The sequence below is a fragment of the Shewanella halotolerans genome (assembly GCF_019457535.1).
Lineage (GTDB): Bacteria > Pseudomonadota > Gammaproteobacteria > Enterobacterales > Shewanellaceae > Shewanella > Shewanella halotolerans.
Genome location: NZ_CP080417.1, coordinates 3961878 through 3984214 on the forward strand (window position 1 = coordinate 3961878; position 22337 = coordinate 3984214).

25 protein-coding genes are annotated in these 22337 nt (G+C 52.9%); 5 read left to right on the plus strand and 20 right to left on the minus strand.

What is annotated here, in order from left to right:
* Positions 1-191: 191 nt before the first annotated feature.
* On the plus strand, positions 192-935 hold the full coding sequence (locus K0H81_RS17095; RefSeq protein ID WP_144202724.1) for a DUF481 domain-containing protein: 744 nt from the start codon (positions 192-194) through the stop codon (positions 933-935).
* 311 nt (positions 936-1246) lie between these two features.
* Here the strand turns inward: K0H81_RS17095 and K0H81_RS17100 are convergent, their stop codons facing one another.
* From K0H81_RS17100 to zapE, 12 genes are all read right to left on the minus strand, one after another.
* Positions 1247-1999, minus strand: coding sequence for a Clp protease/crotonase-like domain-containing protein (locus K0H81_RS17100; RefSeq protein WP_220059111.1), 753 nt, complete (start codon positions 1997-1999; stop codon positions 1247-1249).
* 147 nt (positions 2000-2146) lie between these two features.
* On the minus strand, positions 2147-2383 hold the full coding sequence (locus tag K0H81_RS20285; RefSeq protein ID WP_258406324.1) for a hypothetical protein: 237 nt from the start codon (positions 2381-2383) through the stop codon (positions 2147-2149).
* Complete coding sequence (locus K0H81_RS20290; protein ID WP_258406325.1) at positions 2347-2568, minus strand: hypothetical protein; 222 nt, start codon at positions 2566-2568, stop codon at positions 2347-2349. The genes K0H81_RS20285 and K0H81_RS20290 overlap by 37 nt, the downstream gene beginning before the upstream one ends.
* A gap of 353 nt (positions 2569-2921) precedes the next feature.
* On the minus strand, positions 2922-3413 hold the full coding sequence (locus tag K0H81_RS17110) for a hypothetical protein (RefSeq protein ID WP_220059112.1): 492 nt from the start codon (positions 3411-3413) through the stop codon (positions 2922-2924).
* A gap of 594 nt (positions 3414-4007) precedes the next feature.
* Entirely contained in the window at positions 4008-4748 is a 741-nt protein-coding gene (gene rlmB, locus K0H81_RS17115; protein WP_220059113.1) for a 23S rRNA (guanosine(2251)-2'-O)-methyltransferase RlmB, read from the minus strand.
* Positions 4749-4762: 14 nt separating this feature from the next.
* Complete coding sequence (rnr, locus tag K0H81_RS17120; RefSeq protein ID WP_220059114.1) at positions 4763-7237, minus strand: ribonuclease R; 2475 nt, start codon at positions 7235-7237, stop codon at positions 4763-4765.
* 57 nt (positions 7238-7294) lie between these two features.
* The gene (locus tag K0H81_RS17125) at positions 7295-7984 is read right to left on the minus strand and encodes a tetratricopeptide repeat protein (protein ID WP_186300623.1); all 690 of its coding nucleotides are present in this window, start codon (positions 7982-7984) and stop codon (positions 7295-7297) included.
* A gap of 291 nt (positions 7985-8275) precedes the next feature.
* A complete protein-coding gene (locus K0H81_RS17130) occupies positions 8276-9571 on the minus strand; it encodes an adenylosuccinate synthase (RefSeq protein ID WP_011867087.1) in 1296 nt (431 codons plus the stop codon).
* 66 nt (positions 9572-9637) lie between these two features.
* Entirely contained in the window at positions 9638-9826 is a 189-nt protein-coding gene (locus tag K0H81_RS17135) for a DUF2065 domain-containing protein (protein ID WP_011867088.1), read from the minus strand.
* A 106-nt stretch (positions 9827-9932) separates the two neighbouring features.
* Positions 9933-10325 (minus strand): 30S ribosomal protein S9, encoded by a 393-nt coding sequence (rpsI, locus tag K0H81_RS17140; RefSeq protein ID WP_011867089.1) that lies wholly within the window; start codon positions 10323-10325, stop codon positions 9933-9935.
* A gap of 15 nt (positions 10326-10340) precedes the next feature.
* Entirely contained in the window at positions 10341-10772 is a 432-nt protein-coding gene (gene rplM, locus K0H81_RS17145) for a 50S ribosomal protein L13 (protein ID WP_011867090.1), read from the minus strand.
* 286 nt (positions 10773-11058) lie between these two features.
* Complete coding sequence (zapE, locus tag K0H81_RS17150) at positions 11059-12165, minus strand: cell division protein ZapE (protein ID WP_011867091.1); 1107 nt, start codon at positions 12163-12165, stop codon at positions 11059-11061.
* 310 nt (positions 12166-12475) lie between these two features.
* On the opposite strand from zapE, the gene degQ reads away from it, so the two are divergent.
* Positions 12476-13828 carry a Do family serine endopeptidase DegQ gene (degQ, locus tag K0H81_RS17155; protein ID WP_144202716.1) on the plus strand — a complete coding sequence of 451 codons (1353 nt, stop codon included), beginning with the start codon at positions 12476-12478 and terminating at the stop codon, positions 13826-13828.
* A gap of 137 nt (positions 13829-13965) precedes the next feature.
* Entirely contained in the window at positions 13966-15045 is a 1080-nt protein-coding gene (degS, locus tag K0H81_RS17160; protein ID WP_144202714.1) for an outer membrane-stress sensor serine endopeptidase DegS, read from the plus strand.
* A 149-nt stretch (positions 15046-15194) separates the two neighbouring features.
* Here degS and K0H81_RS17165 read toward each other — a convergent pair whose 3' ends face one another.
* The 8 genes from K0H81_RS17165 to K0H81_RS17200 form a co-directional block, all read right to left on the minus strand.
* Positions 15195-15353: a hypothetical protein gene (locus K0H81_RS17165; protein ID WP_220059115.1), complete on the minus strand. Its 159-nt coding sequence runs from the start codon at positions 15351-15353 to the stop codon at positions 15195-15197.
* A gap of 151 nt (positions 15354-15504) precedes the next feature.
* Entirely contained in the window at positions 15505-16764 is a 1260-nt protein-coding gene (murA, locus tag K0H81_RS17170) for a UDP-N-acetylglucosamine 1-carboxyvinyltransferase (protein WP_220059116.1), read from the minus strand.
* Between the two features lie 15 nt (positions 16765-16779).
* On the minus strand, positions 16780-17031 hold the full coding sequence (locus K0H81_RS17175) for a BolA family protein (protein ID WP_011867095.1): 252 nt from the start codon (positions 17029-17031) through the stop codon (positions 16780-16782).
* 15 nt (positions 17032-17046) lie between these two features.
* Positions 17047-17340 carry an STAS domain-containing protein gene (locus K0H81_RS17180; RefSeq protein ID WP_220059117.1) on the minus strand — a complete coding sequence of 98 codons (294 nt, stop codon included), beginning with the start codon at positions 17338-17340 and terminating at the stop codon, positions 17047-17049.
* Positions 17340-17960 (minus strand): MlaC/ttg2D family ABC transporter substrate-binding protein, encoded by a 621-nt coding sequence (locus K0H81_RS17185; RefSeq protein ID WP_258406470.1) that lies wholly within the window; start codon positions 17958-17960, stop codon positions 17340-17342. Before K0H81_RS17185 ends, K0H81_RS17180 begins: the two co-directional genes overlap by 1 nt.
* A 44-nt stretch (positions 17961-18004) precedes the next feature.
* On the minus strand, positions 18005-18478 hold the full coding sequence (gene mlaD / locus K0H81_RS17190) for an outer membrane lipid asymmetry maintenance protein MlaD (protein WP_011867098.1): 474 nt from the start codon (positions 18476-18478) through the stop codon (positions 18005-18007).
* Positions 18479-18549: 71 nt separating this feature from the next.
* Positions 18550-19335, minus strand: coding sequence for a lipid asymmetry maintenance ABC transporter permease subunit MlaE (gene mlaE / locus K0H81_RS17195; RefSeq protein WP_144202706.1), 786 nt, complete (start codon positions 19333-19335; stop codon positions 18550-18552).
* Positions 19322-20131, minus strand: a complete 810-nt coding sequence (locus K0H81_RS17200; RefSeq protein ID WP_434086895.1) for an ATP-binding cassette domain-containing protein — start codon at positions 20129-20131, stop codon at positions 19322-19324. The genes mlaE and K0H81_RS17200 overlap by 14 nt, the downstream gene beginning before the upstream one ends.
* A gap of 234 nt (positions 20132-20365) precedes the next feature.
* On the opposite strand from K0H81_RS17200, the gene K0H81_RS17205 reads away from it, so the two are divergent.
* Together K0H81_RS17205 and K0H81_RS17210 are read left to right on the plus strand one after the other, a co-directional pair.
* The gene (locus K0H81_RS17205) at positions 20366-21325 is read left to right on the plus strand and encodes a calcium/sodium antiporter (RefSeq protein ID WP_186300621.1); all 960 of its coding nucleotides are present in this window, start codon (positions 20366-20368) and stop codon (positions 21323-21325) included.
* Positions 21326-21358: 33 nt separating this feature from the next.
* Positions 21359-22336 (plus strand): KpsF/GutQ family sugar-phosphate isomerase, encoded by a 978-nt coding sequence (locus tag K0H81_RS17210; RefSeq protein WP_220059119.1) that lies wholly within the window; start codon positions 21359-21361, stop codon positions 22334-22336.
* Position 22337 lies beyond the last annotated feature (1 nt).

Sequence of the window (22337 nt, forward strand, 5' to 3'; positions counted from 1 at the left end):
GTTGGCTCAGTCAGACCAAATGGAGGCAAGGAACTAAATAAAGTGACTGAATTAAGCCGCGGAATAGTACATGGTCACACCTCAAAACTCAAGCAATATCTTTCGTTATTCACTTTGCCCATTGCCCGGTGAAACGGTATGATAGTCCGCTGTCATTTTTGTGTTCTAGACGCGTGCAAAAAATAAAAATAATGTTAAGAGCAACAAGTTTATTTATCACACTCGGCCTCAGCCACAGCGCCTGGGCATTGGTGCCCCCGGACTATCAGGAACCCCCCAGCGACTTCTCTGCCGAGATAGAGGCCGGGCTGCAGATTAACACGGGTAACACAGAGTCCAGCAGCTTCAATGGCCGCACCAAACTCGTCTACGACACAGACAACTTTCGTCAGGAAGGAGTATTCAAGGCTTACTTCGCCTCCGACTCGGAAAAGACCACCTCGGAGAAATACGACGTCCAGCTCCAGTCGAGCTACAAGATCTACTCAGGCTATGTCTTCGCCCGCGGTGATTTCACCGAAGACAGATTCGGTAGTTATACCCGCATCTCCACAGTGTCGACCGGTTATGGTTTTGACGCCATCAGCGACGACAGCACTAAGCTGAGTCTCGAAGTCGGTCCAGGTTATCGATACAACCTGCCCCAGGTGAGTGAGTCAGTGCCCGACCCCGAGGCCGACCGCGAGATCATTCTGCGTACCGCCGCCAAGTTCGAGCAGAAGATCCACGAATACACCAGCTTCAACGCCGACCTCACCGCCGAGACCGGCGAGGCCAACAACACAGTCACCCTGGACATGAGTTACAAGAACACCCTATTCCAGGACTGGGCGTTTAAAATCGGCATGAACATCAAGTACACGGAAGTGGTACCTGAAGGGTCGAAGCAGACAGATACCGTCACCACCTTTAATCTGCTGTACACCTTCAAATAAAGGTTTGAGTGCCCCCAAATGATGGGGCAATTAATCTGACTTGCCAGTCGTGGCCACTAGCCACTTTGATATTTGCTCGGAAGCCTTGAACCATGGCTTGATGATGTATCAATTGCCTGCCGCAGGCTTTATGTGCAAACACGTTTTTGGCACGCCACTAGCACTTCCCTGTGGGCTCTACGAAATCATCCCTGATTTCGAAGGCCAATAACGTGTTTACACCGATATCTATCGTCTCTTCGATTTCACCTTACTGGTGTCAGTCGGTTATCAATCAGGAGCGAATCTGTTTTAGACATTATTATCTTTTCTCAATTCGTTCCATATACTCTGGCTTGAGCCAAACGTAGTGAATGATTTTTCAACATCACTTGCAACTGTTGAGGAGATAGCTGAAACACCTGAAGAACCTCATTTCCCTCGACATCAAATCGGTTTTGCTCACCAACATACTTAATACTCGTTCCCAATAAGTTTAGTGTCTGCTTATCAAAGCTATATAGCATCGTATTTCGCTTTTCTTTTAGTCCAGGCACCATACCCAAAACTGTCAAAGACTGATTCACACCAACTTTCTCAAAGAAGGCTCGTTCCTTTAACTGCCACTCCGCAAGATATTCCTTAAAAGATTCTTTATCTGTAAAAAGCGAATCGAACCAATCATGCTCAAACCCTCCATATAAGGATTGCAGCGAACCACCATGCCAACCAAGTACAGCTCCTTCTTCAACTATGACATTACTACTGGCGGTCGCAATATAGTTGGCACAAGAAGAGGCACATACTCCTCTAATGATTACGTTCAATTGATGGGAGTGAACGAGTTCACCAAGGTAAATACCTGACAAAACATCCCCCCCAACACTTTTGATTACGATTGTAGCGACTTGTTGGAATTGAGCGTTTAACAGCTCTTCAAAAACAGCTACATTTTGCTGTGTTATAGAGCCGTCAAAAAGAATAGTATCTGGAGAAATTAGGCTAATCTTGGCTTGTTCATCGATCCTAGTATTCGAACAACCAACAAAAATCAGAGTAAGCCAGAGTGTAAGAATCCATCTCATTAATTGCTTCCTTGTCAAATGCACTGCTATTACGGCAAAAATCATCTTAAAATGTAACCAATGAAGCCAAACCTAAGAGGCTATCAAAATAGGTGAACGCTGCTTTTATCATTCGATATCAAGGATAACTCCCGCTGACTTGGCTTGTTAGCTGCTTTGCTCAATAGCCTTTATTAAGTTTTCAGGATCGTTTGTACCCAAACTAACGGTTGTGCCATCTTTGAGTTTTAATTCAACAGCTGTTAGACCTGAAACGTTATATAACCATCCAGTTGAAATTAAACGAATTCCAAGCCCATAGTACCATTTCGTTCTTGTCTTTTTGATCGACTCGATTTCAGATATTTTTATTGATTTATTCCAAAATTTTGGACCAAAAACCACTTTACTTCTCCACCTTCCACTTTAATGGTTAATGATGAAAAAAGAATAGAAAGCACACCTAAAATTAAATACGCAAATCCAATAGGTTCGGTAGGCTTCGTTACCGAAGCAAAGACAAGCACCAATACTACAATTCCCATAATTGAAAGCATCGCGATTCCAGGCTGAGTGTTTTTATACTGCATAACGATCTCCTTTCTACAGCTAGTGGCTTATTATCCGACCTACCGGATAAATCCCTGCCGATAATTAATTTACACTCCAAGTACCGATGTAACCAATTGATGAAGAGGCTAATCCATCACTATTTGGCCTATATACAGTTAAAGCATTCCTCAAAATTAATCAACATCATTTGCCAATGCCAAGTGAAGCCAAATCGAAGAGACGTTTAGATGCGGGGGTAAGCACTTCCCCCGCCGGGCAGCCGATAGATATTAAGGAAGGTGCGTTCCTCAAACTTAACTAACAAATGAATGAATCGTCAATTGCTACAATGCAAACGAAATTGAATGGCATTGGAAGAATTGGTTCCCACCTATAACAAACTCTTTAGATCTCTAATTTTATGAGACAAGTCCATGTTCTCTTGCCTAATTTGTTGATCTGTTTTCCGAATAGACTTCTCTATTTCTCTAACTTCGGTATCCGAAGTGCTCGCAGCGCTTAGCTTTTGATGTTCAATAGACCTTTGCTCATACAAAGACTTTAATCTTTCATTGTGAGCCTTAGTCATCTCTTCAATTTGCGACTCAACGAAATCAGTAGATAGAGGAGAACGGTTTTGTGCAGAAGTAATCATGGCTTCCACCAGGGGATTCGGTTCATGTTCCAAAAGCTTGGGTATGTGTGGTGCGGTAAAAGCCAGTACTCCTAACACCAGTGAAAAGGCCATATAAAAATAGATAGCCTTAAAATACTCCTTACGCTCTTCTCTTACTTGTTTATTTAACAGGAGTCGATAAGCCATAAAAGCGAGCAAAAAGGCTAAACCGCCAAACCCTAAATTTAGTATTTCAACTATGTTCATTCCCTTGCCCACTGTTTCAGCCTAGAAGCCTTATCATCCGAAAGCAGCTATATTACAAATCCTACATAAGTATTTAAATACTGAATAGAATTTTACTGCTCATAAAATCACTCTTTCATACCCCTACATATAAAAAGAACCTAGAACTGGATAACCCAATGCTGCTCAATCGAAGAGACGTTAGATACCGGGTGTAAGCACGCTTTTGGCTCTCGGCGGCATGGACGCCGCCGTGAAGCGTATAGGGATATATTCACAGCGTGCCAAAAGAGTGCTTGCACATCCCCCGCCGGGCAGGCGATTGATAACAGCGAAGGTTAACGCTACAAAACCCAACCCAAGTACACATTCCCCCGCTGGGCAGGCGATTGGTAACAGCGATGGTTAACGCTGCACAACCCACCCCAAGCAAATATCCCCCGCCGGGCAGGCGTTAGATAACAATGAAGGTTAACGCTACAATCCCCTCACTAAACGACCACGTCATCAAACGACAAATACAAAAATGCCGATGAAGCCTAAACCTCATCGGCATTCCTACCACCTATGGAAACCCACTAGGCCAACTCAAAAATTGAAAGATCGAATTTCCGATCACCCCAACCTTTGGCGAACCGCCTCAAACAAACAGATCCCAGTGGCTACAGAGACGTTGAGGCTAGAGACGCTCCCCGCCATCGGGATAGACGCCAGCGAGTCGCAGCTCTCGCGAGTCAGGCGGCGTAGGCCCTTGTCTTCGGCGCCCATGGCGATGGCGATAGGGCCTTTCAGGTCGGCCTTGTAGAGGTCGTGCTCGGCTTCGCCGGCGGCGCCGACGATCCACACGCCCTTCTCTTGCAAGGCCTTCATGGTGCGCGCCAGGTTAGTCACCTGAAACAGGGGCACCACTTCGGCGGCTCCGCAGGCAACCTTGCTAACGGTTGGCGTGATGCCAACCGAATTGTCGCGCGGCACAATCACCCCATGTACCCCGGCGGCGTCGGCGTTACGCAGACAGGCGCCCAGGTTGTGAGGGTCGGTTACGCCATCGAGGATCAACAGAAACGGCGTCTCTGTCTTATCCAGTAGCGCCAGCAGATCGTTATCATTGAGTTGCTTGGCAGGCTTAGCGCGTACCAGCACGCCTTGGTGCTGACTGCTACCGGCCTTGTCGTCCAGCGCCTTGCGTGAGGCCTGCTGCACTGACACACCATATTCGGCGGCCATAGCGATCAGCGGCATCAGACGCTGATCGTCGCGCCCCTGCAACACCCACATCTCGATCACCCGCTCAGGGCTGTTTTTTAGCAAGGCCTCGACGGCGTGGATGCCGAAGGTGAAATCTTGTTTCTTCATCTAATTTGAGTCTCTTATTTCTTACTGCTGCGCTTCTTCACGCTCTTACGTTTCTTGGCGCCCGGCTTGGCCGATGACTTCTTCGCCCCGGCCTTCGACTTGCTCGCGCCCGCCTTACCGGCTCCCGACTTACCTGCTCCGGGCTTACTTGTCCCAGGTTTAGCGTCGCTGCGTCTGGCGGAGCGGCGCTTACCGCTCGGCTTGTCATCTTCTTTACCCTTGCGCGCCATCTTGGCACCCTCGAGGTTGACCCGCTCGCGGGCGGTCAGTGGCTTCTTGGCGCGGCGGGGGCGCGACGTCTTACCATCGTCGCCCACCATCATGAGATCGATCTGGCGATCGTCCAGGTTGACCGCGGCCACCTTGACGGTAACTGGGTCGCCTATCTGATACACCTGGCCCGAGGCCTCGCCCACCAGGCGCTGACGCATATTATCATAGTGATAATAGTCGCCACCCAGGGTGGAGATATGCACCAGACCATCGATGAAAAGATCGCTCAGACGGACAAACATGCCAAAGTGAGTCACAGAGGCGATCACCGCCTCGAAGGTATCGCCCACATGGTCACGCATAAACTCACACTTGAGCCAATCGCTGACATCGCGGGTCGCCTCGTCGGCTCGCCGCTCTGTGTTGGAACACTCCTCGCCCAGCAGATCCAGCTCTTCGATCTGGTAGTGGTAACCGCCATCCAGCGTCCACTTGTCGCTGGCCTCACCACGTTCCTTCGCCAACAGGTAACGGATCACCCTATGGAGGATGAGGTCCGGGTAGCGGCGAATCGGCGAGGTAAAGTGAGAGTACTCCTCCAGTGCCAGGCCGAAGTGGCCCTCGTTATCCGGGGTGTAGGTTGCCTGACGCATGGAGCGCAGCAACATCACCTGGATCAGCTCGGCATCGGGTCTGTCGACCACCTGTTCCATCAAGGCCTGATAGTCGGCCGGCTCAGGCTCTAGGCCACCGCCCATCGACAGGCCGCGCTCCTTGAGGAAGTCCTTGAAGTTGGTCAGCTTCTGCTCAGACGGCGCCTCATGCACCCGGTAGAGCACCTCGCCCTTATGCTTCTTCACAAACTTGGCCGCCGCCACGTTGGCCAGGATCATGCACTCTTCGATGATCTTATGGGCCTGGTTACGGGTGCGCGGCTCGATGCGCTCGATCTTACGATCGGCGTTGAAGATAAACTGGGTTTCCGTGGTCTCAAAGGCGATGGCACCGCGCTGGGCACGGGTATCGTCCAAGGTCAGGTAGAGCGACTGCAATGTCTGCAAATGCGGGAAGAGTGGCTTGAGCTCATCGCTCACCTCGCCACCCTCGAGCATATCCGCCACCTGGGTATAAGTGAGGCGCGCGTGGGAGTGCATCACGGCCGGGTAGAACTTGTAACCCGACAGCTTACCCGTTGCCGAAATGGTCATCTCGGCAACCATACAGAGGCGGTCGACCCCTGGGTTGAGGGAGCAGAGGCCGTTAGACAGCTTCTCCGGCAACATAGGGATCACCTGAGACGGGAAGTAGACAGAGTTACCGCGTGCGCGGGCCTCTTTGTCCAGCGCCGACTCGGTGCGTACATAATGACTCACGTCGGCGATGGCGACCCACAGGCGCCAGCCGCCACTCTTCTTGGTCTCGGCGTACACGGCATCGTCGAAGTCGCGTGCATCTTCACCATCAATCGTAACCAAAGGTAGCCTGCGCAGATCGACTCTGCCCTGCTTATCCTCTTCGGTCACCTCATCGGGGATCTTACGCAGCTTCTTCTCGATCAGGCTCGACCAGGTATGGGGCAGATCATAGTTGCGCAGGGCAATCTCTATCTCCATGCCCGGCGCCATCTCTTTGCCCAGTACCTCTGTGACCTTGCCCGCCGCCTTCATGTAGCGACCGGGGCGGCGTGTCAACTCGACCACCACCACATCGCCCTGACGGGCGCCGTTGCGAGCGTCATCGGGGATCAAGATCTCCTGGGTGATACGCTTGTCGTCGGCGATGACAAAGGCCATGCCGGAATCCAGATGGAAACGCCCCACCAGAGGCGCGGTGCGCTCATGGGTCAGACGGACGATGCGTGCCTCGCGGCGCCCCTTACGATCGACGCCAGCCTTCTGCGCCAATACCTTGTCACCGTGAAAATACATCAGCATGTCACGGTTGTTGATAAAGAGGTCGTCGCCGCCCTCATCGAGTTTGAGGAAGCCGAAGCCATCCTTGTGCCCCAGAACGGTACCGCTGAGCAGATCCATACGCTCGGGCAAACCATAGGCCTGGCCACGGGTAAAGACCAGCTCGCCGTCTCGCTCCATGGCTCTGAGGCGACGGCGCAAGGCTTCGAGCTGCTCTTCATCGCTGATGTTCAGCGCCTGGGCGATTTTCTCGCGATTGAGGGGTGATTGCTGTGAGCGTAAGTAATCTAAAATATACTCACGACTAGGAATGGGGTTGTCGTACTTCTCTTGTTCACGCTTTAAATGCGGATCTTTGATCATTCATTATCCATAAATTTTGCCCAGGCTCTCCTGCTGTTGCTAAGGGGCTTAGGGCGTTTACCGGGATCTCAGGTGCGCCTGCTTAGCCCTCTCAACTGCACTTGCGGGCATTTTCGCTTCCAGCACCATCAATAATTTCAGGGCTTCCTGTTTGGTCGCCTCATCACTAAATACATCGTTGTATAGCCAGTGGTAACCCATCTCATAGTCTCTGGGGCTACCATAGCCTTCGCCAAACAATCTGACCAGCATCATGCGCGCAGGCAGATCGCCACTGGCGGCAGCGGGCAGTGTGTATTGCACCGCACGCTCCTTATCTTGGATCACGAACTTACCGTCATGGTAATACTCGGCGATCCTGACCATGGCCTCGGCGCTCCCCTGCTCTGCGGCGTCGCGTAGCATGGAGATCCCCCGTGGCGGATTGGCCGTGACGCAGATGCCATAGTTCAGCATCTCCGCCCATAAATATTGGTACAGCGGCTGCTTCAATACCTCGGCGCGAGCCTCGATATCTTGCACCAGCTGACAGTCGTCCCCCTTGACGCGAGTCAGGTAAGACTTGTCACGGATCATCTCGACAAGCTGCTCTTGGCTGTAGATGTTGACCGCCTTGAGCTCCGCCTTCTTATCGGCAGGCTTGTTATCGCTAGCCTTAACGGCTTGTACCTCGGCTTGTACTTGTGTTTGGGCCTGGGCCAGCGTCGATAGACAGGCCAGCAAAATAACGCATACTAATCTCGTCATCACTCTTGCCTTAACTCCTACCTTAACTCTTGCATTAACTGTTACGTTAGTTAAGGTCTCTAGATTGATCTCACGCCTTATCTTTATGACAGACTTAGGCAGTATACCTTATCTTATCGGCCGCTGCGGCGTTAGCTTAAAAAGTGATTACGCGCTTATCGCTAATCTAGCCTATTTGGCTAAGTTTATTCTAACTAGGCTTACTAACCAGGCTTAATCTAACCAGGTTCGCTTTCGCTACTCTAGGCTAGGCCCTAAAAATAAAAAGGCCGCTTAACGCGGCCCTTATGATTAACTGAACGGATTCACTAGAATCATGGTCTCGTTTCTATCGGGACCCGTTGAGATAATGTCGACTGGCGTTTCCAGTAACTCTTCGATTCGCTTGATATAGTCGAGCGCTGCCTGTGGCAGTTGATCGATAGAGGTCGCACCGAAGGTGCTTTCGCTCCAACCAGGCATAGTCTCGAGCACAGGTGTTACCTGCTCGTAGCCTTCGGCTGCCAGCGGAGTTACGGTAGAGATGCTGCCATCTGGGTACTGATAACCCACACATAGCTTCACTTCTTTCAAGCCGTCGAGTACGTCGAGCTTAGTCAAGCAGAAACCGCTGATGCTGTTGATCTGAACCGCGCGCTTCATGGCAACGATATCTAACCAACCTGGACGACGCTTACGACCTGTGGTCGCACCGAACTCTTGACCCTTAGTACCTAAGTGATCGCCGATCTCGTCACGCAGTTCAGTTGGGAAAGGACCCGCACCTACACGTGTGGTGTATGCCTTGATGATACCGCAGACATAGTCCAGATGACGTGGACCGAAACCTGAACCTGTTGCTACACCACCGGCAGTCGTGTTTGAAGAGGTTACAAACGGATAAGTACCGTGGTCGATATCCAGTAACGTGCCCTGAGCGCCTTCGAACAAAATGTTGTCGCCATTCTTACGGGCCTGATCCAGCAGTTCAGTAACATCGGTACACATGCTCTTCAGATAGTCGGCAATGGCCAACGCATCTTTTAGCGTGGTCTCGTAATCAACCGCTTCGCAACCATAGTATTCGGTCAACATGAAGTTGTGATATGCCATCACTTCCTTCAGTTTCTCGGCGAACAGTTCTGCGTTAAACAGATCGCCAACACGAAGACCGCGACGAGAGATCTTATCTTCATAAGCAGGACCGATACCACGACCCGTTGTACCAATAGCTTTGTTACCGCGTGCTTTTTCACGTGCGATATCTAAGGCACAATGGAAAGGAAGGATTAACGGACACGCTTCGGAGATAAGCAGACGCTCCTCTACAGGGACGCCACGCTCTTTAAGCATGTTGATCTCTTTCATCAGGGCGTCGGGCGCAAGCACAACACCATTACCGATAATGCATTTTACATTATCGCGTAAGATCCCTGATGGAATAAGATGAAGAACGGTTTTGTCACCATCGATAACAAGTGTATGACCAGCATTGTGGCCACCTTGATAACGAACGACATATTTGGCCTGTTCGGTAAGTAGATCGACTATCTTACCCTTTCCTTCGTCACCCCATTGGGTGCCGAGAACTACAACGTTTTTGCCCATTATTTGCTGCAAGGTAGTGGTTAAAACGGGATTTTAGCAGATCTTGGGGGGGAAGTGGCAAGTAATTTATGAAAAAATAATCAATATGACCACGCCCGCGGTCACTAAAGCACCACCCAACCTTTGTAAAACCCGTTGATTTTGGCTGGAAATTTCTTGCAAATATGCCCGCCAACGATTCGGAAATAAAAGCGGACCTATCCCTTCGATAATCAGCACTATGGCCAAAACCAGCATCAGGAGTTGGAATGTCATCTAGGTGTGTTTCCTGTAGCGAACAATTAGGGTTTAAAAATAGCAGAAAACAGCCATAAAAAAACCCAGCACAAGGCTGGGTTTTTCCAATCTTCGCAGCGTAATATTAACGCTTTGAGAATTGTGGCTTACGACGTGCTTTACGTAGACCGACTTTCTTACGCTCAACTTTACGAGCATCACGGGTAACGAAACCAGCGGCACGTAGAGATGGACGTAGAGCTTCATCAAGCTCCATCAGGGCACGAGTGATACCGTGACGGATTGCACCTGCTTGGCCAGTGATACCACCGCCCTTAACAGTTACATAGATGTCTAGCTTTTCAGTCATTTCAACTAGCTCTAGAGGTTGACGAACAACCATACGAGCAGTCTCACGACCAAAATATTCGTCAAGTGGACGTTGGTTCACGACGATGTTACCACTACCTACTTTAGCGAATACGCGAGCAGTAGATGTTTTGCGACGGCCAGTGCCGTAGTACTGAGTTGCAGACATTAGCTTACTCCCGGATTAGATATCAAGAACTTGTGGTTGTTGTGCAGCGTGGTTGTGCTCTGCGCCAGCGTAAACTTTCAGTTTACGGTACATGGCACGTCCTAGAGGACCTTTTGGCAACATACCTTTTACTGCTTTCTCGATAATCATTTCTGGCTTATGATCTTGCAGCTTATCGAAAGTAATCTGCTTGATACCACCTGGGAAACCAGAATGAGAGTAGTAAGTCTTAGCTGCTGCTTTGTTACCAGTTACAGTTACTTTCTCAGCATTGATAACGATGATGTAATCGCCAGTATCAACGTGAGGAGTGTATTCTGCCTTATGCTTGCCACGTAGACGACGAGCGATTTCAGTCGCGATACGACCTAAAGTTTTACCTTCAGCGTCAACAACGAACCATTCGCGCGTCACTGTTTCTGGTGTAGCAGTATATGTAGTCTTCATTTACAAAAACCCAATGTTTAAATTCTGTCTCAAATGCCATTATTTTTTAATAAATAACAACACAAAAAATGCCATTCTCCGCCCCTTCGAGCAAAGAATAAGGCTTTACAACTTCCGCCGTTTTGGCGGAGTAACGAGGGCAGGTCGCGAATTATAGACAAAGCTGAGTTAAAAATCACCTAATTTTTTCAGCTAATTTAAATGATTTACTCAGCTTGGCATCGATTTGATGACGAAAAGGCAAAAAGCGCCCTTTATCGCATTAATCTAGGACTTAGGGCAGCACTTAGGGTAGGTGTTCCAGCGCTAGATAATCGTGAGATTGCATCTCGGTCAGGCGCGAGCGACAGCGTCTGAATTCGAAACTCAGTAGCCCCTGGGTATAGATCTCCTCCAGTGCTACCTCGGCCGAGATGATCAGCTTCACATGGCGCTCGTAGAACTCATCCACCATGGCCAGAAAACGACGGGCGATATCATCCCCCGTGCTCTGGCTACCCATCTGCTCGACGCCGCTGAGCAATACGGTGTGATAGAGACAGGCCAGCTCCATATAGTCGCGCTGACTACGGGGGCCGTCGCACAGGTCGCGAAAATCGATCAGCAACACGCCCTGTGCCTGCTGACGTATGCCTATCTCACGGCCATCGATATCTATGGCCTCGCGGGAAACTTCCGACTCAGGCGCAAGCTGCTGGAAGTAACTCAGCAGGTTCTTGTCGGCCTGAGGATCCAACGGATAATGATAGATCTCCGCCTGCTCCAGGGTGCGCAGACGATAATCTATACCGCTGTCGACATTCAGCACCTGGCAGTGTTTGTTGATCAGCGCAATCGCCGGCAGGAAACGCGCCCGCTGCAGGCCGTTACGATAGAGCTCGTCCGGAATGATGTTTGAGGTGGCGACCAGAGCCACCCCTTCGGCAAATAGCGCCTGAAACAGGGTGCCCAGCAACATGGCGTCTGTGATGTCGGAGACGAAGAACTCGTCGAAACAGATCACCTGATAACGCTCGGCCATCCGCTTGGCAATCACCAACAGGGGGTCTCGTTGCCCCTTGAGGCCGTCGAGGTCCAGATGGATCTGATGCATGAAACGGTGAAAGTGCGCCCTGAGCTTACGCTCGCCCGGCAGGGCATCATAGAAGGTGTCCATCAGATAGGTCTTACCGCGCCCTACCCCGCCCCAGAGATACAAGCCTTGCACCTGAGGCGCTGGCTTAGCCAGGAAACCCAATAGTTTCGCCATCCCCGAGGGCTTTTGCTGCGCCGCCAGCAACTCATCATAGACACGTTGCAGGGCCTTGACCGCCTGCTCCTGAGCAGGGTCATAGGAAAAGTCATCACGTTGTAGATCGGCTTGGTAATGCTGCCAGGGGGTGAGATGCGACACTGAAATTATTCTCTTCTATCCTTAATTCAACCGCCAAATGGTATCACGACAATCGATCCCAGGGTATATGTGGGCCAAGCTAAAACCTAAGCTGGCACAGACAAGCCTTAATGGGACGGTCAAGGCTGTATCGCTCGCTAGTCGATGAAGACTAACGAAAAATTAACCTTTGTTAATCACCTGAACTTTATCGAGAAGGCGATAGTCGGATTGAGTAACACTGCATTATTTAATCACTTGATTTACGTCCGAGTAGCCTTATATCTACAGAGTCATAAGTTCATAATTGCAACATTGGAGTCATGAATAGATGAAAACGAAATTATCACTACTTTCCGCCGCACTGCTCGGCGCGAGCCTGATGGTTATGCCTGCCGTTTCTCAAGCCGCCATTCCACTGGCCGTCGACGGACAAGCGCTGCCCAGCCTGGCCCCCATGCTGGAGAAAACCACCCCAGCCGTGGTTGCCGTCGCCGTCTCTGGCACCCATGTCTCTAAGCAGCGTCTGCCCGATGCCTTCCGCTACTTCTTCGGCCCCAATGCCCCGAGAGAACAGGTGCAGGAACGTCCCTTCAAGGGTCTGGGTTCGGGCGTCATCATAGATGCTAAGAAAGGCTATATCGTCACTAATAACCATGTGATCGAGGGCGCCGACGAGATCTTGATTGGCCTGCACGATGGTCGTGAGATCGAGGCCAAGCTTATCGGTACCGACGCCGAGTCAGACGTGGCCCTGCTACAGATAGAAGCCAAAAACCTGGTGGCCCTCAAGCGCGCTGACTCGGATGAATTAAAGGTGGGCGACTTCGCCGTGGCTATCGGTAACCCCTTCGGTTTAGGCCAGACGGTCACCTCGGGTATCGTCAGCGCCATGGGCCGCAGCGGCTTAGGTATCGAGATGCTGGAGAACTTCATTCAGACTGACGCCGCCATCAACAGCGGAAACTCGGGCGGCGCCCTGGTGAACCTCAACGGTGAGCTGATCGGCATCAACACCGCCATCGTCGCCCCGGGCGGCGGGAACGTGGGTATCGGCTTCGCAATCCCCGCCAACATGGTCAACAACCTGGTGGATCAGCTGATCGAACACGGTGAAGTCCGCCGCGGCGTGCTGGGGGTCAGTGGTCGTGACTTAGATAGCGAGCTGGCTCAGGGCTTCGGCTTAGATTCGCAGCACGGCGGCTTCGTCAACGAGGTAATGCCAGACAGCGCCGCCGACAAGGCGGGCATCAAGGCCGGCGACATCATAGTCAGCGTCAACGATAAGCCGATCAAGTCCTTCCAGGAGCTGAGAGCCAAGATAGGTACCATGGGCGCTGGCGCCAAGGTGAAACTGGGTCTTATCCGCGACGGCGATGAGAAGACGGTCACCGCGGTATTAGGCGAGGCGAGCCAGCAGACAGAAACCGCGGCGGGCGCCGTACATCCAATGCTGGCGGGTGCCACCCTGGAGAACAACAAGAAGGGGGTCGAGATCACCGAGATCGCCCAGGGTTCTCCGGCGGCGGCCAGTGGCCTGCTTAAGGGCGATATCATAGTCGGGGTCAACCGTACCCGTATCGAAGATCTTAAGGAGCTCAAGGCGGAACTGAAGGAGCAACACGGCGCCGTGGCCCTGAAACTGCTGCGCGGTGACAACAGCCTCTATCTGGTTCTGAGATAAGGCGCACTAGAGGCCATGGCAGGGTTTACACACCCTTGTTGTGGCCTCTTTTATTTCCTGCTTATGCACTTAGGCCAATAGTGCCCTATAAATAAACATGTTAATCTAACGCTACTTATCCTATAACACCTTAAATCATGACGCTTAAAGACACGGTAATTTACATCGCGAAAGCAGTTTTTTTCGGCCTCATCATGGCCGCCGTCTTTCTGGTCATCACCCCATGGATCACAGGCACTGCCAATCACGGTAACTTCTTCCAGAGCCGGGGACAAAACGGGATAGAACTCTCCTTCTCTCAGGCAGTACGTCGCGCCGCACCCGCCGTGGTCAACATCTATAGTCTGAGCATAGATCAGAGCCGCCCGCTCAACTCGGGCTCCCTGCAAGGCCTGGGGTCAGGCGTGATCATGAGCAAAGAGGGCTACATACTCACCAACTATCACGTGGTCAAGAAGGCGGACGAGATAGTGGTCGCCCTGCAAGATGGCCGCAAGTTTACCTCAGAGGTGGTGGGGTCAGACTCTGTCACCGATCTGGCTGTGCTCAAGATAGAGGGCGATACCCTGCCCGTGGTGCCTATCAACTTAGACGTGCCGGCACAGGTGGGCGACGTGGTACTGGCCATCGGCAACCCCTATAACCTGGGGCAAACCATCACCCAAGGGATCATCAGCGCCACCGGCCGTAACGGCCTTAGCTCGGGTTATCTGGACTTCCTGCAGACAGATGCCGCCATCAACGCGGGCAACTCGGGCGGCGCGCTTATCGACACCAGCGGCAGACTGATCGGCATCAACACCGCCGCCTTCCAGATAGGTGGCGAAGGTGGTGGCCATGGCATTAATTTCGCCATCCCCATCAAGCTGGCCCACAGCATCATGGGTAAGCTGATCAAAGATGGCCGGGTGATCCGTGGTGCACTAGGCATCACAGGCGAAGCGATCAACCCGGTGATGGCGCAGATCCTCAACCTGCCGGATCTGACCGGTGTCATGGTAACTGGTGTGGATCATCAGGGACCGGCCGCCCAGGCCAAGCTGAGACCCAGAGACGTGATCACTAAGTTTAACGACGAGACCGTTCCCGGCGTCGAGATGCTGATGGATAGGATTGCCGAGACGCCACCGGGCACTCAGGTGACCATGACCATTATCCGCAGTGGCAAGTACTATGAGGTACCTGTCACCATAGGGGAAAACCTGGGTACGGAATAACGAGTTCTGAAGAATAGCGACTCAAGCCCGCAGACCAAAAAAGCCAGCAATCGCTGGCTTTTCTTTTATCTTTTCATTGTCACGCTAATCTCATGATGTCGAGCGGCTAACTTGCTCAGGCTCTGAGCATTAGCGCTTAGCTTAAGCCCTTAGCTTGGGCTCTTAAACAGCCTCAGCCAGAAACCACATTCGAGCAGCGCGCCGACGACCAGCAGGCTCAAGGCCCCCAGGTGCATTCCCACGCCGTAACAGATCAGGGCGCCGATCAGCAGCCCCACTAATAACGCTATCCTTTTGCCATGTGCCATATACTCTCCTTAGCATATTCAAATTGGCCTACCCACCAATCATAAGCTTAGCCTATGTAAATTACCTGCATTATTTTGTGAGCAGTTGCGTCATCCATGCATCAGGCACAAAAAAGCCACCCTAAGGTGGCTTTGTAAGATGAAGCTAGGCTTAGCTGACCCGCACGACTTCGCCGCCCAGCCCCTTAAACTTCTCTTCGATATGCTCGTAGCCTCTGTCGAGGTGATAGATACGATCTACCGTGGTTACGCCGTCGGCCACTAGGCCGGCGATCACCAGACTCGCCGAGGCGCGCAGATCCGTTGCCATCACCTGAGCGCCGTTGAGCAGCTCACAACCCTTGATAATACAGGTGTTGCCTTCCAGCTCCATGTTGGCGCCCATGCGGATAAGCTCGGGCACATGCATGAAACGGTTCTCGAAGATGGTCTCGGTAATGGTCGCCGTACCTTCTGCCAGGGCGTTGAGTACACAGAACTGCGCCTGCATATCCGTCGGAAAACCTGGGTAAGGCATGGTCTTGATGTTGACCGCCTTGGGGCGTTGCCCCTGCATGTCCAGCTCGATCCAATCTTCACCGGTTGTGATGCTGGCGCCAGCGTCTTCGAGCTTGGCGAGCACGGCCTCCAGGGTCTTAGGATCGGCATCGACACAACGTATCTTGCCCTTGGTTACCGCCGCGGCCACCAGGAAGCTGCCGGTCTCGATACGGTCTGGCATCACGCGATATTCGCAGCCACTAAGCGACTCGACACCCTGGATGCGAATGGTATCGCTACCGGCGCCGCTGATCTTAGCGCCCATGGCGTTGAGGCAGTTGGCGAGATCAATAACTTCTGGCTCACGGGCCGCGTTCTCTATCACCGTCTCGCCATCGGCCAGGGCCGCCGCCATCAGCAGGTTCTCTGTGGCACCTACGCTGATCATGTCCATGAAGATATGGGCACCCTTGAGGCGACCATCGACACGGGCCTTGATATAACCCTCTTTCACTTCGATCTTCGCGCCCATCTGCTCCAGACCATGCAGGTGCAGGTTAACCGGGCGGGCGCCGATGGCACAACCACCGGGTAGAGAGACGTCGGCGGTGCCGTAGCGAGCCAGCAAGGGCCCCAAGATCAAGATAGAGGCGCGCATGGTCTTCACCAGCTCATAGGGCGCGCAGAACTCGTTGAGATGGGTGGTAGAGATGGTGATCTTACCCTCGTCGCTACGGCTCACCTCGGCACCAAGACAGCGCAGCAGCTCAAAGCTGGTGTTGACGTCCCTCAGGTTAGGCACGTTGCTGACCACAAAGTCTGTCTCGGCCAGCACACCGGCCATCAGGATCGGCAGGGCGGCGTTCTTGGCGCCAGAAATCACCACGTCACCGGCCAGTGCACCACTGGCCTGAATTGTTAATTTATCCACTATGAGTCTCTAGCCTTACATGTTGAAGATTTTTTCACGCTTCCACTGCGTAGGGGTAAAGGCGTTGATAGTGATGGCATGCAGCGCCCCACTGGTCACATGTTCCATCAAAGGGCCGTAGATCATCTGCTGTTGCTTCACGCGGCTCACACCGTCGAAACACTCACCGACGGCAACAATCTTATAGTGTGTCCCATCCTGGCTCACGTGTACTTCATCCAGTGTCAGCGCTTGGCTAAGCAGCTGTTCAATCTCATTACATTCCATAAACGGATAACCCTTTTATTTGGCTTCTTCGGTGAAGAAGTCTTGTAAATCATATAAATCTATTAACTTTTGCAGTTGCGCCGGCGGATTACAGAGCACCAGCGACTGACCCTTTTTCTGCTGCTCTGCCACCAGATGCAGCAGCAGGGCGACACCGGCGCTGTCGCTATAAGACACGCCGGCAAGATCCAGTCGGTCACAGGCACCATTGAGTAGCATCTCCAGCTTAGGCCAGAGCTCCACCACCGCCGCCTGAGACAGCTCACCGCTGACCTGGCACTGCCCCGCCGCCTGGTTAAAGGCCAGCATTATAGCTTAGTCCCCTTGTTAACCAAGCTGATATGGTTATCTGTGTGGGTCTCCAGCTCTTTTATTACCGCATCTATGCCATTTTGGCGGATCAGGTTAGTGATCTCCGCGCTCTTAGAGGAGAGCAGGCTCACCCCTTCGGCCACTAGATCGAACGCCTTCCAGGTATCGTCCTTCAAGCGACGCACCCTAAAGATCAGCTTGATAGGCGGACGGCCCTGCTCGATGATCTGCACGTTGACATCCACCATCTTCTCACCATCGAACCCCTTAGCCGGGGCAAACTCCACCTGCTGGTCGGTATACTCGGTAAATGCCTGGGCATAAGTCGCGATCAGATAAGTCTTAAAGGCCTCGGCGAAACGCTCGCGCTGATCCGGCGTACTCTGACGCAGGTAGGGCCCCATCACCTTGTAAGACGCATACTTATAATCGATATAAGGCATCAACTCGTCAGAGACTATCACCTTAAGATGGTCGGGATTGGCCTGAATTGTGGCAATATCCTGATGAAAACGGGCAAAAGTCTTGTTGGCCACGGACTCCACCATGGCATAGGGGTCCTTGGTATTGACCGAGATCTCCTCGGCGCTAACCGCACCGCCGATCATCAATAACATGGAGGAGAAGAGTACTTGCAACAACTGTTTCATATTCGTCCCTATTAATTTTCTTTAGACTTCATACTGTATAAGAACTGGCCAATGAGATCTTCGAGCACTAAGGCCGAATGGGTATCGTCGATACGATCGCCATCTTTGAGCATGCCGATATCGTCCATCACAAATCCTGGGGTCAGCCCCAAGAACTGCTCGCCCAGCAGACCCGAGGTGAGGATCGACAGGCTACTGGTCTCGGGGAACTGATCGTATTGATTGTCCATGGCCAGCTCGACCACCGCCACCAGTTCCTCAGGATCCAGGCTGATGTTTGTCACCCTGCCAACCACCACGCCACCCACCTTGACCGGTGAGCGCACCTTGAGGCCACCTATGTTGGTGAACTTGGCATAAAGAGTGTAATGGCTCTGGCCAGGCTTCACCTCGACATTGGCCACGTTGAACACCAACACCAGAAAGGCCATCAGGCCCGACAGAATAAACAGGCCAACTAATAGTTCAATTTTTCGAGTCAACATACTCAATTACCACTCAGTTCTATACATACCACGACGGCAAATATATAGGTTTATCCATAAACAAAATTTAATCAGCGGCCAAACATCATGGCCGTCAACAGGAAGTCTAACGCCAACACCGCCAGGCTGGACTGCACCACGGTTTGGGTGGTCGCCCGGCTGATCCCCTCGGGATTGGGGATCACATGATAGCCGCGATACAGGGCTATCCAGGTCACCACTACGGCAAATACCAGGCTCTTGATCAGACAGTTCACTATGTCCTGACGCCACTCCACCGAGGCCTGCAGGATCGACCAGAAGCTACCGCTGTCGATCCCCTTCCATTCCACCCCGACCAGATGACCGCCATAGATGCCCACGGCGGTAAACATCAGTGCCAGTAGCGGCAGGCTTATCACCCCGGCCCAGAAGCGCGGCGCGATCACTTGCCGCAGGGGATCGATTGCCATCATCTCCAGGCTAGAGAGCTGCTCGGTGCTCTTCATCAAACCTATCTCGGCAGTGAGCGCCGAGCCGGCGCGTCCGGCAAACAGCAGCGCGGTCACAACTGGCCCCAGTTCACGTAGCAGACTGAGCGCCACCATGGGCCCCAGGCTGTCTTCTGTGCCAAAACCCACCAAAATATTATAGCCCTGCAACGCCAGCACCATGCCGATGAAGAGGCCAGAGACCAGGATGATCACCATGGACTGCACGCCAATCACGTACAGCTGCTTAATCAGCAGAGGCGTGCCCTTGCGCACCCTGGGCATCTTGGCGATGGCGCCCCACAACATGAGTCCGGCGCGTCCCAGGCCGGTGACGCTATCGATCGCACCACGACCTAAGCGGGCGATTTGATCAATCACGCTCACCTAACATCTCCTTCTGGTAATCCTGGGCGGGAAAATGAAATGGCACGGGCCCGTCGGGCTCGCCGCCGATAAACTGCTTCAACTTAGGGTTATCTGCCGCCTTCAACTCGGCTGGCGTGCCGTGGGCGATCACCTTCTTGTCGGCCAGCACATAGACATAGTCGGCGATCCCCAGCACCTCTTGCACGTCGTGGGACACCACCACAGAGGTGAGGCTCAGCGCATCACTCAGCTCGCGGATCAGCTTCACCAGCACCCCCATGGAGATGGGATCCTGACCGGCGAAGGGCTCATCGTAGAGCACCAGTTCCGGCTCCAGGGCGATGGCTCGGGCCAAGGCCGCACGTCTCTGCATGCCGCCGGAAAGCTCGCTCGGCATCATCTGCGCCGCGCCTCTTAGCCCCACGGCTTCGAGCTTCATCAGTACGATGCGGCGAATGATCGCCTCGGGCAGGTCCGAGTGTTCCCTAAGGGCGAAGGCGACGTTGTCGAACACATTCATGTCGGTAAACAGGGCGCCGCTCTGAAACAGCATGCTCATGCGCTTGCGCAGGGCAAACAGCTCGCCGCGATTGCATTTATGCACGTCAACGCCATCGACCTTGATGACCCCAGAGTCCGGCCGCAGCTGACCACCGATCAGCTTAAGTAGGGTGGTCTTGCCTATACCGCTGGGCCCCATGATGGCGGTCACCTTCCCTTTGGGAATGGTGAGACTGACGTCGTCATAGATAACATGGGTGCCACGACTGAAGCCCAGATGACTGATCTCCACCAATGGCTGTACGTGTTCCATCGACGCTTGTTCCATCGGCTTAGTCTCACCCTTGGCTTGGCTGTCATGACTTAACGATTGATGACTCATAACGGGACCTAATGCGTTCCATGGTTAGGCGGCAGGAAAAGAGACAAATTGTACGAAATTGACGGATTGTGCACAACTGAATCGACACTATCTTTGCGCAATACTTTCAATTTTGTTCAATTCCAGCGAAAATGCGCGGCAGACTCTTAAACAAAAAGATTTTCAATGCTATTTAATATTTTCTTACTGATTGCTGGTTTGGGTGCCCTTGTCTGGAGTGCCGACAAATTTGTCTTCGGCGCCGCAGCATTCGCCCGTAATCTTGGGCTGCCGCCCATGTTGATTGGCCTCACCATAGTCGCCATGGGCAGCTCGGCCCCGGAAATGTTTGTGGCAGCCACCGCCTCCCTCGAAGGCATGACAGACACCGCCATAGGGAATGTGCTGGGCTCCAACGTCGCCAACATCACGCTGATCCTGGGGATCACCGCCCTATTAGGCGCAATCTCGGTAAGCTCACAGACACTCAAGCGAGAAATCCCTATGATGCTAGGCGCTACGGCGCTGGCGGGTTATTTCCTCCACGATGGTCAGTTGACCCGCATCGAGGGTCTGGTGCTATTGGCACTCTTCTTTGCCCTCATGGGGTATCTGATCTGGCATGCCATCGTCAACAAGGAAAAGGATCCACTCATCGACGAGGCCGAAAGCGAGGTGCCTAAAGATGTGCCTACACCTAAGGCGATCCTCTGGCTGGTGATTGGCCTTGTGCTGCTGCCCCTGTCTGCCGACTGGATGGTGCAGGGCGCCGTGGGTATCGCCAAGGCCTTCCATATGTCAGACTTAGTCATAGGCCTTACCATTATCGCCGTCGGTACCAGTCTGCCTGAACTGGCGGCCTGTGTGGCGGGCGTATTAAAGAAAGAGGACGACCTTGCCATAGGCAACGTGGTCGGCTCGAACCTGTTTAACATTCTTGCGGTGCTGGCGCTGCCCGCCCTTATCGCCCCAGGCGCGGTCGACGCCGCCGCCAGCAGTCGCGACTTTTATATGGTGATGGCAACCAGCGTTGCCCTGGCCATACTGATTTTATTAACCGGCAAGGCCCGCCAACTACGCCCCTGGCATGGCGGTGTGTTATTAGCGACTTTTATCGCGTACCAAGTCACGCTTTTCCTATCCTAATAACGTTTAGGCCGACAAAATAGAGAGAACAAGATGGTAGATGCAGATCAATTACGTCAATGGGGACGCAAGGTTATCGATACCGAGCGCAACGCGCTGGACAACCTGTATCAATATGTCGACTCGAGTGAATTTGCCAAGGCCTGCCAACTGATCCTCGCCTGCACCGGCAAGGTGATCGTGATGGGCATGGGCAAATCCGGTCACATAGGTAACAAGATCTCGGCCACCCTGGCCAGCACAGGCACCCCAGCCTTCTTCGTCCACCCCGGCGAGGCCAGCCATGGCGACCTGGGCGTGCTGAGCGAGAACGATATCGTGCTCGCCATCTCCAACTCGGGCGAGGCCAGCGAAATTTTAACCCTGATGCCTGTGATCAAGCGCATGGGGCTGCCTGTCATCGCGGTGACGGGCAAACCTGAGTCCAATATGGCCAAGCATTCGGTCGTTCATCTGTGTATCGAGGTACCGGAAGAGGCCTGCCCGCTCGGACTGGCGCCCACCTCGAGCACCACGGCGACGCTCGTCATGGGCGACGCCCTGGCGGTAGCCCTGCTGCAAGCCAGAGGCTTCACCAAAGATGATTTCGCCCTCTCCCACCCCGGCGGTAGCCTGGGACGCAAGCTGCTGCTCAAGGTGAGCGACGTGATGCACAAGGGTGATGACTTGCCTCTGGTAGCCGAAGATATCTGTATCACAGAGGCCCTGTATGAGATCTCCAAGAAGGGGCTGGGCATGACAGGCGTGGTCAACAGCCAGGGCATGCTGGTCGGTATCTTCACCGACGGTGACCTGCGCCGGGTGATCGACGCCGAGATCAACCTGCGCAAGACCTCCATCTCAGAGGTGATGACCCATGGCTGCGTCACCGTTAGCGAAGGCATCTTAGCCGCCCAGGCCCTCAAGGTGATGGACGAGAAAGAGATCAACGGCCTGATTGTCACCGACGAGCAGAAGAAGCCGATTGGTGCACTCAATATGCTGGACATGGTTAAGGCGGGGGTGATCTAAC

What these genes read in the sequence shown, in the direction of transcription:
- K0H81_RS17165 (WP_220059115.1), bottom strand. Translation starts at nt 15,353, where the DNA reads ATGGCACATGGCAAAAGGATAGCGTTATTAGTGGGGCTGCTGATCGGC.
- rpsI (WP_011867089.1), bottom strand. Translation starts at nt 10,325, where the DNA reads ATGTCTGCAACTCAGTACTACGGCACTGGCCGTCGCAAAACATCTACT.
- K0H81_RS17175 (WP_011867095.1), bottom strand. Translation starts at nt 17,031, where the DNA reads ATGGAATGTAATGAGATTGAACAGCTGCTTAGCCAAGCGCTGACACTG.
- rplM (WP_011867090.1), bottom strand. Translation starts at nt 10,772, where the DNA reads ATGAAGACTACATATACTGCTACACCAGAAACAGTGACGCGCGAATGG.
- degQ (WP_144202716.1), top strand. Translation starts at nt 12,476, where the DNA reads ATGAAAACGAAATTATCACTACTTTCCGCCGCACTGCTCGGCGCGAGC.
- K0H81_RS17110 (WP_220059112.1), bottom strand. Translation starts at nt 3,413, where the DNA reads ATGAACATAGTTGAAATACTAAATTTAGGGTTTGGCGGTTTAGCCTTT.
- K0H81_RS17200 (WP_434086895.1), bottom strand. Translation starts at nt 20,131, where the DNA reads ATGGAACACGTACAGCCATTGGTGGAGATCAGTCATCTGGGCTTCAGT.
- K0H81_RS20290 (WP_258406325.1), bottom strand. Translation starts at nt 2,568, where the DNA reads ATGCAGTATAAAAACACTCAGCCTGGAATCGCGATGCTTTCAATTATG.
- mlaD (WP_011867098.1), bottom strand. Translation starts at nt 18,478, where the DNA reads ATGTTGACTCGAAAAATTGAACTATTAGTTGGCCTGTTTATTCTGTCG.
- K0H81_RS17100 (WP_220059111.1), bottom strand. Translation starts at nt 1,999, where the DNA reads ATGAGATGGATTCTTACACTCTGGCTTACTCTGATTTTTGTTGGTTGT.
- rlmB (WP_220059113.1), bottom strand. Translation starts at nt 4,748, where the DNA reads ATGAAGAAACAAGATTTCACCTTCGGCATCCACGCCGTCGAGGCCTTG.
- rnr (WP_220059114.1), bottom strand. Translation starts at nt 7,237, where the DNA reads ATGATCAAAGATCCGCATTTAAAGCGTGAACAAGAGAAGTACGACAAC.
- K0H81_RS17130 (WP_011867087.1), bottom strand. Translation starts at nt 9,571, where the DNA reads ATGGGCAAAAACGTTGTAGTTCTCGGCACCCAATGGGGTGACGAAGGA.
- K0H81_RS17205 (WP_186300621.1), top strand. Translation starts at nt 20,366, where the DNA reads ATGCTATTTAATATTTTCTTACTGATTGCTGGTTTGGGTGCCCTTGTC.
- K0H81_RS17180 (WP_220059117.1), bottom strand. Translation starts at nt 17,340, where the DNA reads ATGCTGGCCTTTAACCAGGCGGCGGGGCAGTGCCAGGTCAGCGGTGAG.
- K0H81_RS17095 (WP_144202724.1), top strand. Translation starts at nt 192, where the DNA reads ATGTTAAGAGCAACAAGTTTATTTATCACACTCGGCCTCAGCCACAGC.
- K0H81_RS17125 (WP_186300623.1), bottom strand. Translation starts at nt 7,984, where the DNA reads ATGACGAGATTAGTATGCGTTATTTTGCTGGCCTGTCTATCGACGCTG.
- degS (WP_144202714.1), top strand. Translation starts at nt 13,966, where the DNA reads ATGACGCTTAAAGACACGGTAATTTACATCGCGAAAGCAGTTTTTTTC.
- K0H81_RS17135 (WP_011867088.1), bottom strand. Translation starts at nt 9,826, where the DNA reads ATGACATTCCAACTCCTGATGCTGGTTTTGGCCATAGTGCTGATTATC.
- K0H81_RS17185 (WP_258406470.1), bottom strand. Translation starts at nt 17,960, where the DNA reads ATGTTATTGATGATCGGCGGTGCGGTTAGCGCCGAGGAGATCTCGGTC.
- K0H81_RS17210 (WP_220059119.1), top strand. Translation starts at nt 21,359, where the DNA reads ATGGTAGATGCAGATCAATTACGTCAATGGGGACGCAAGGTTATCGAT.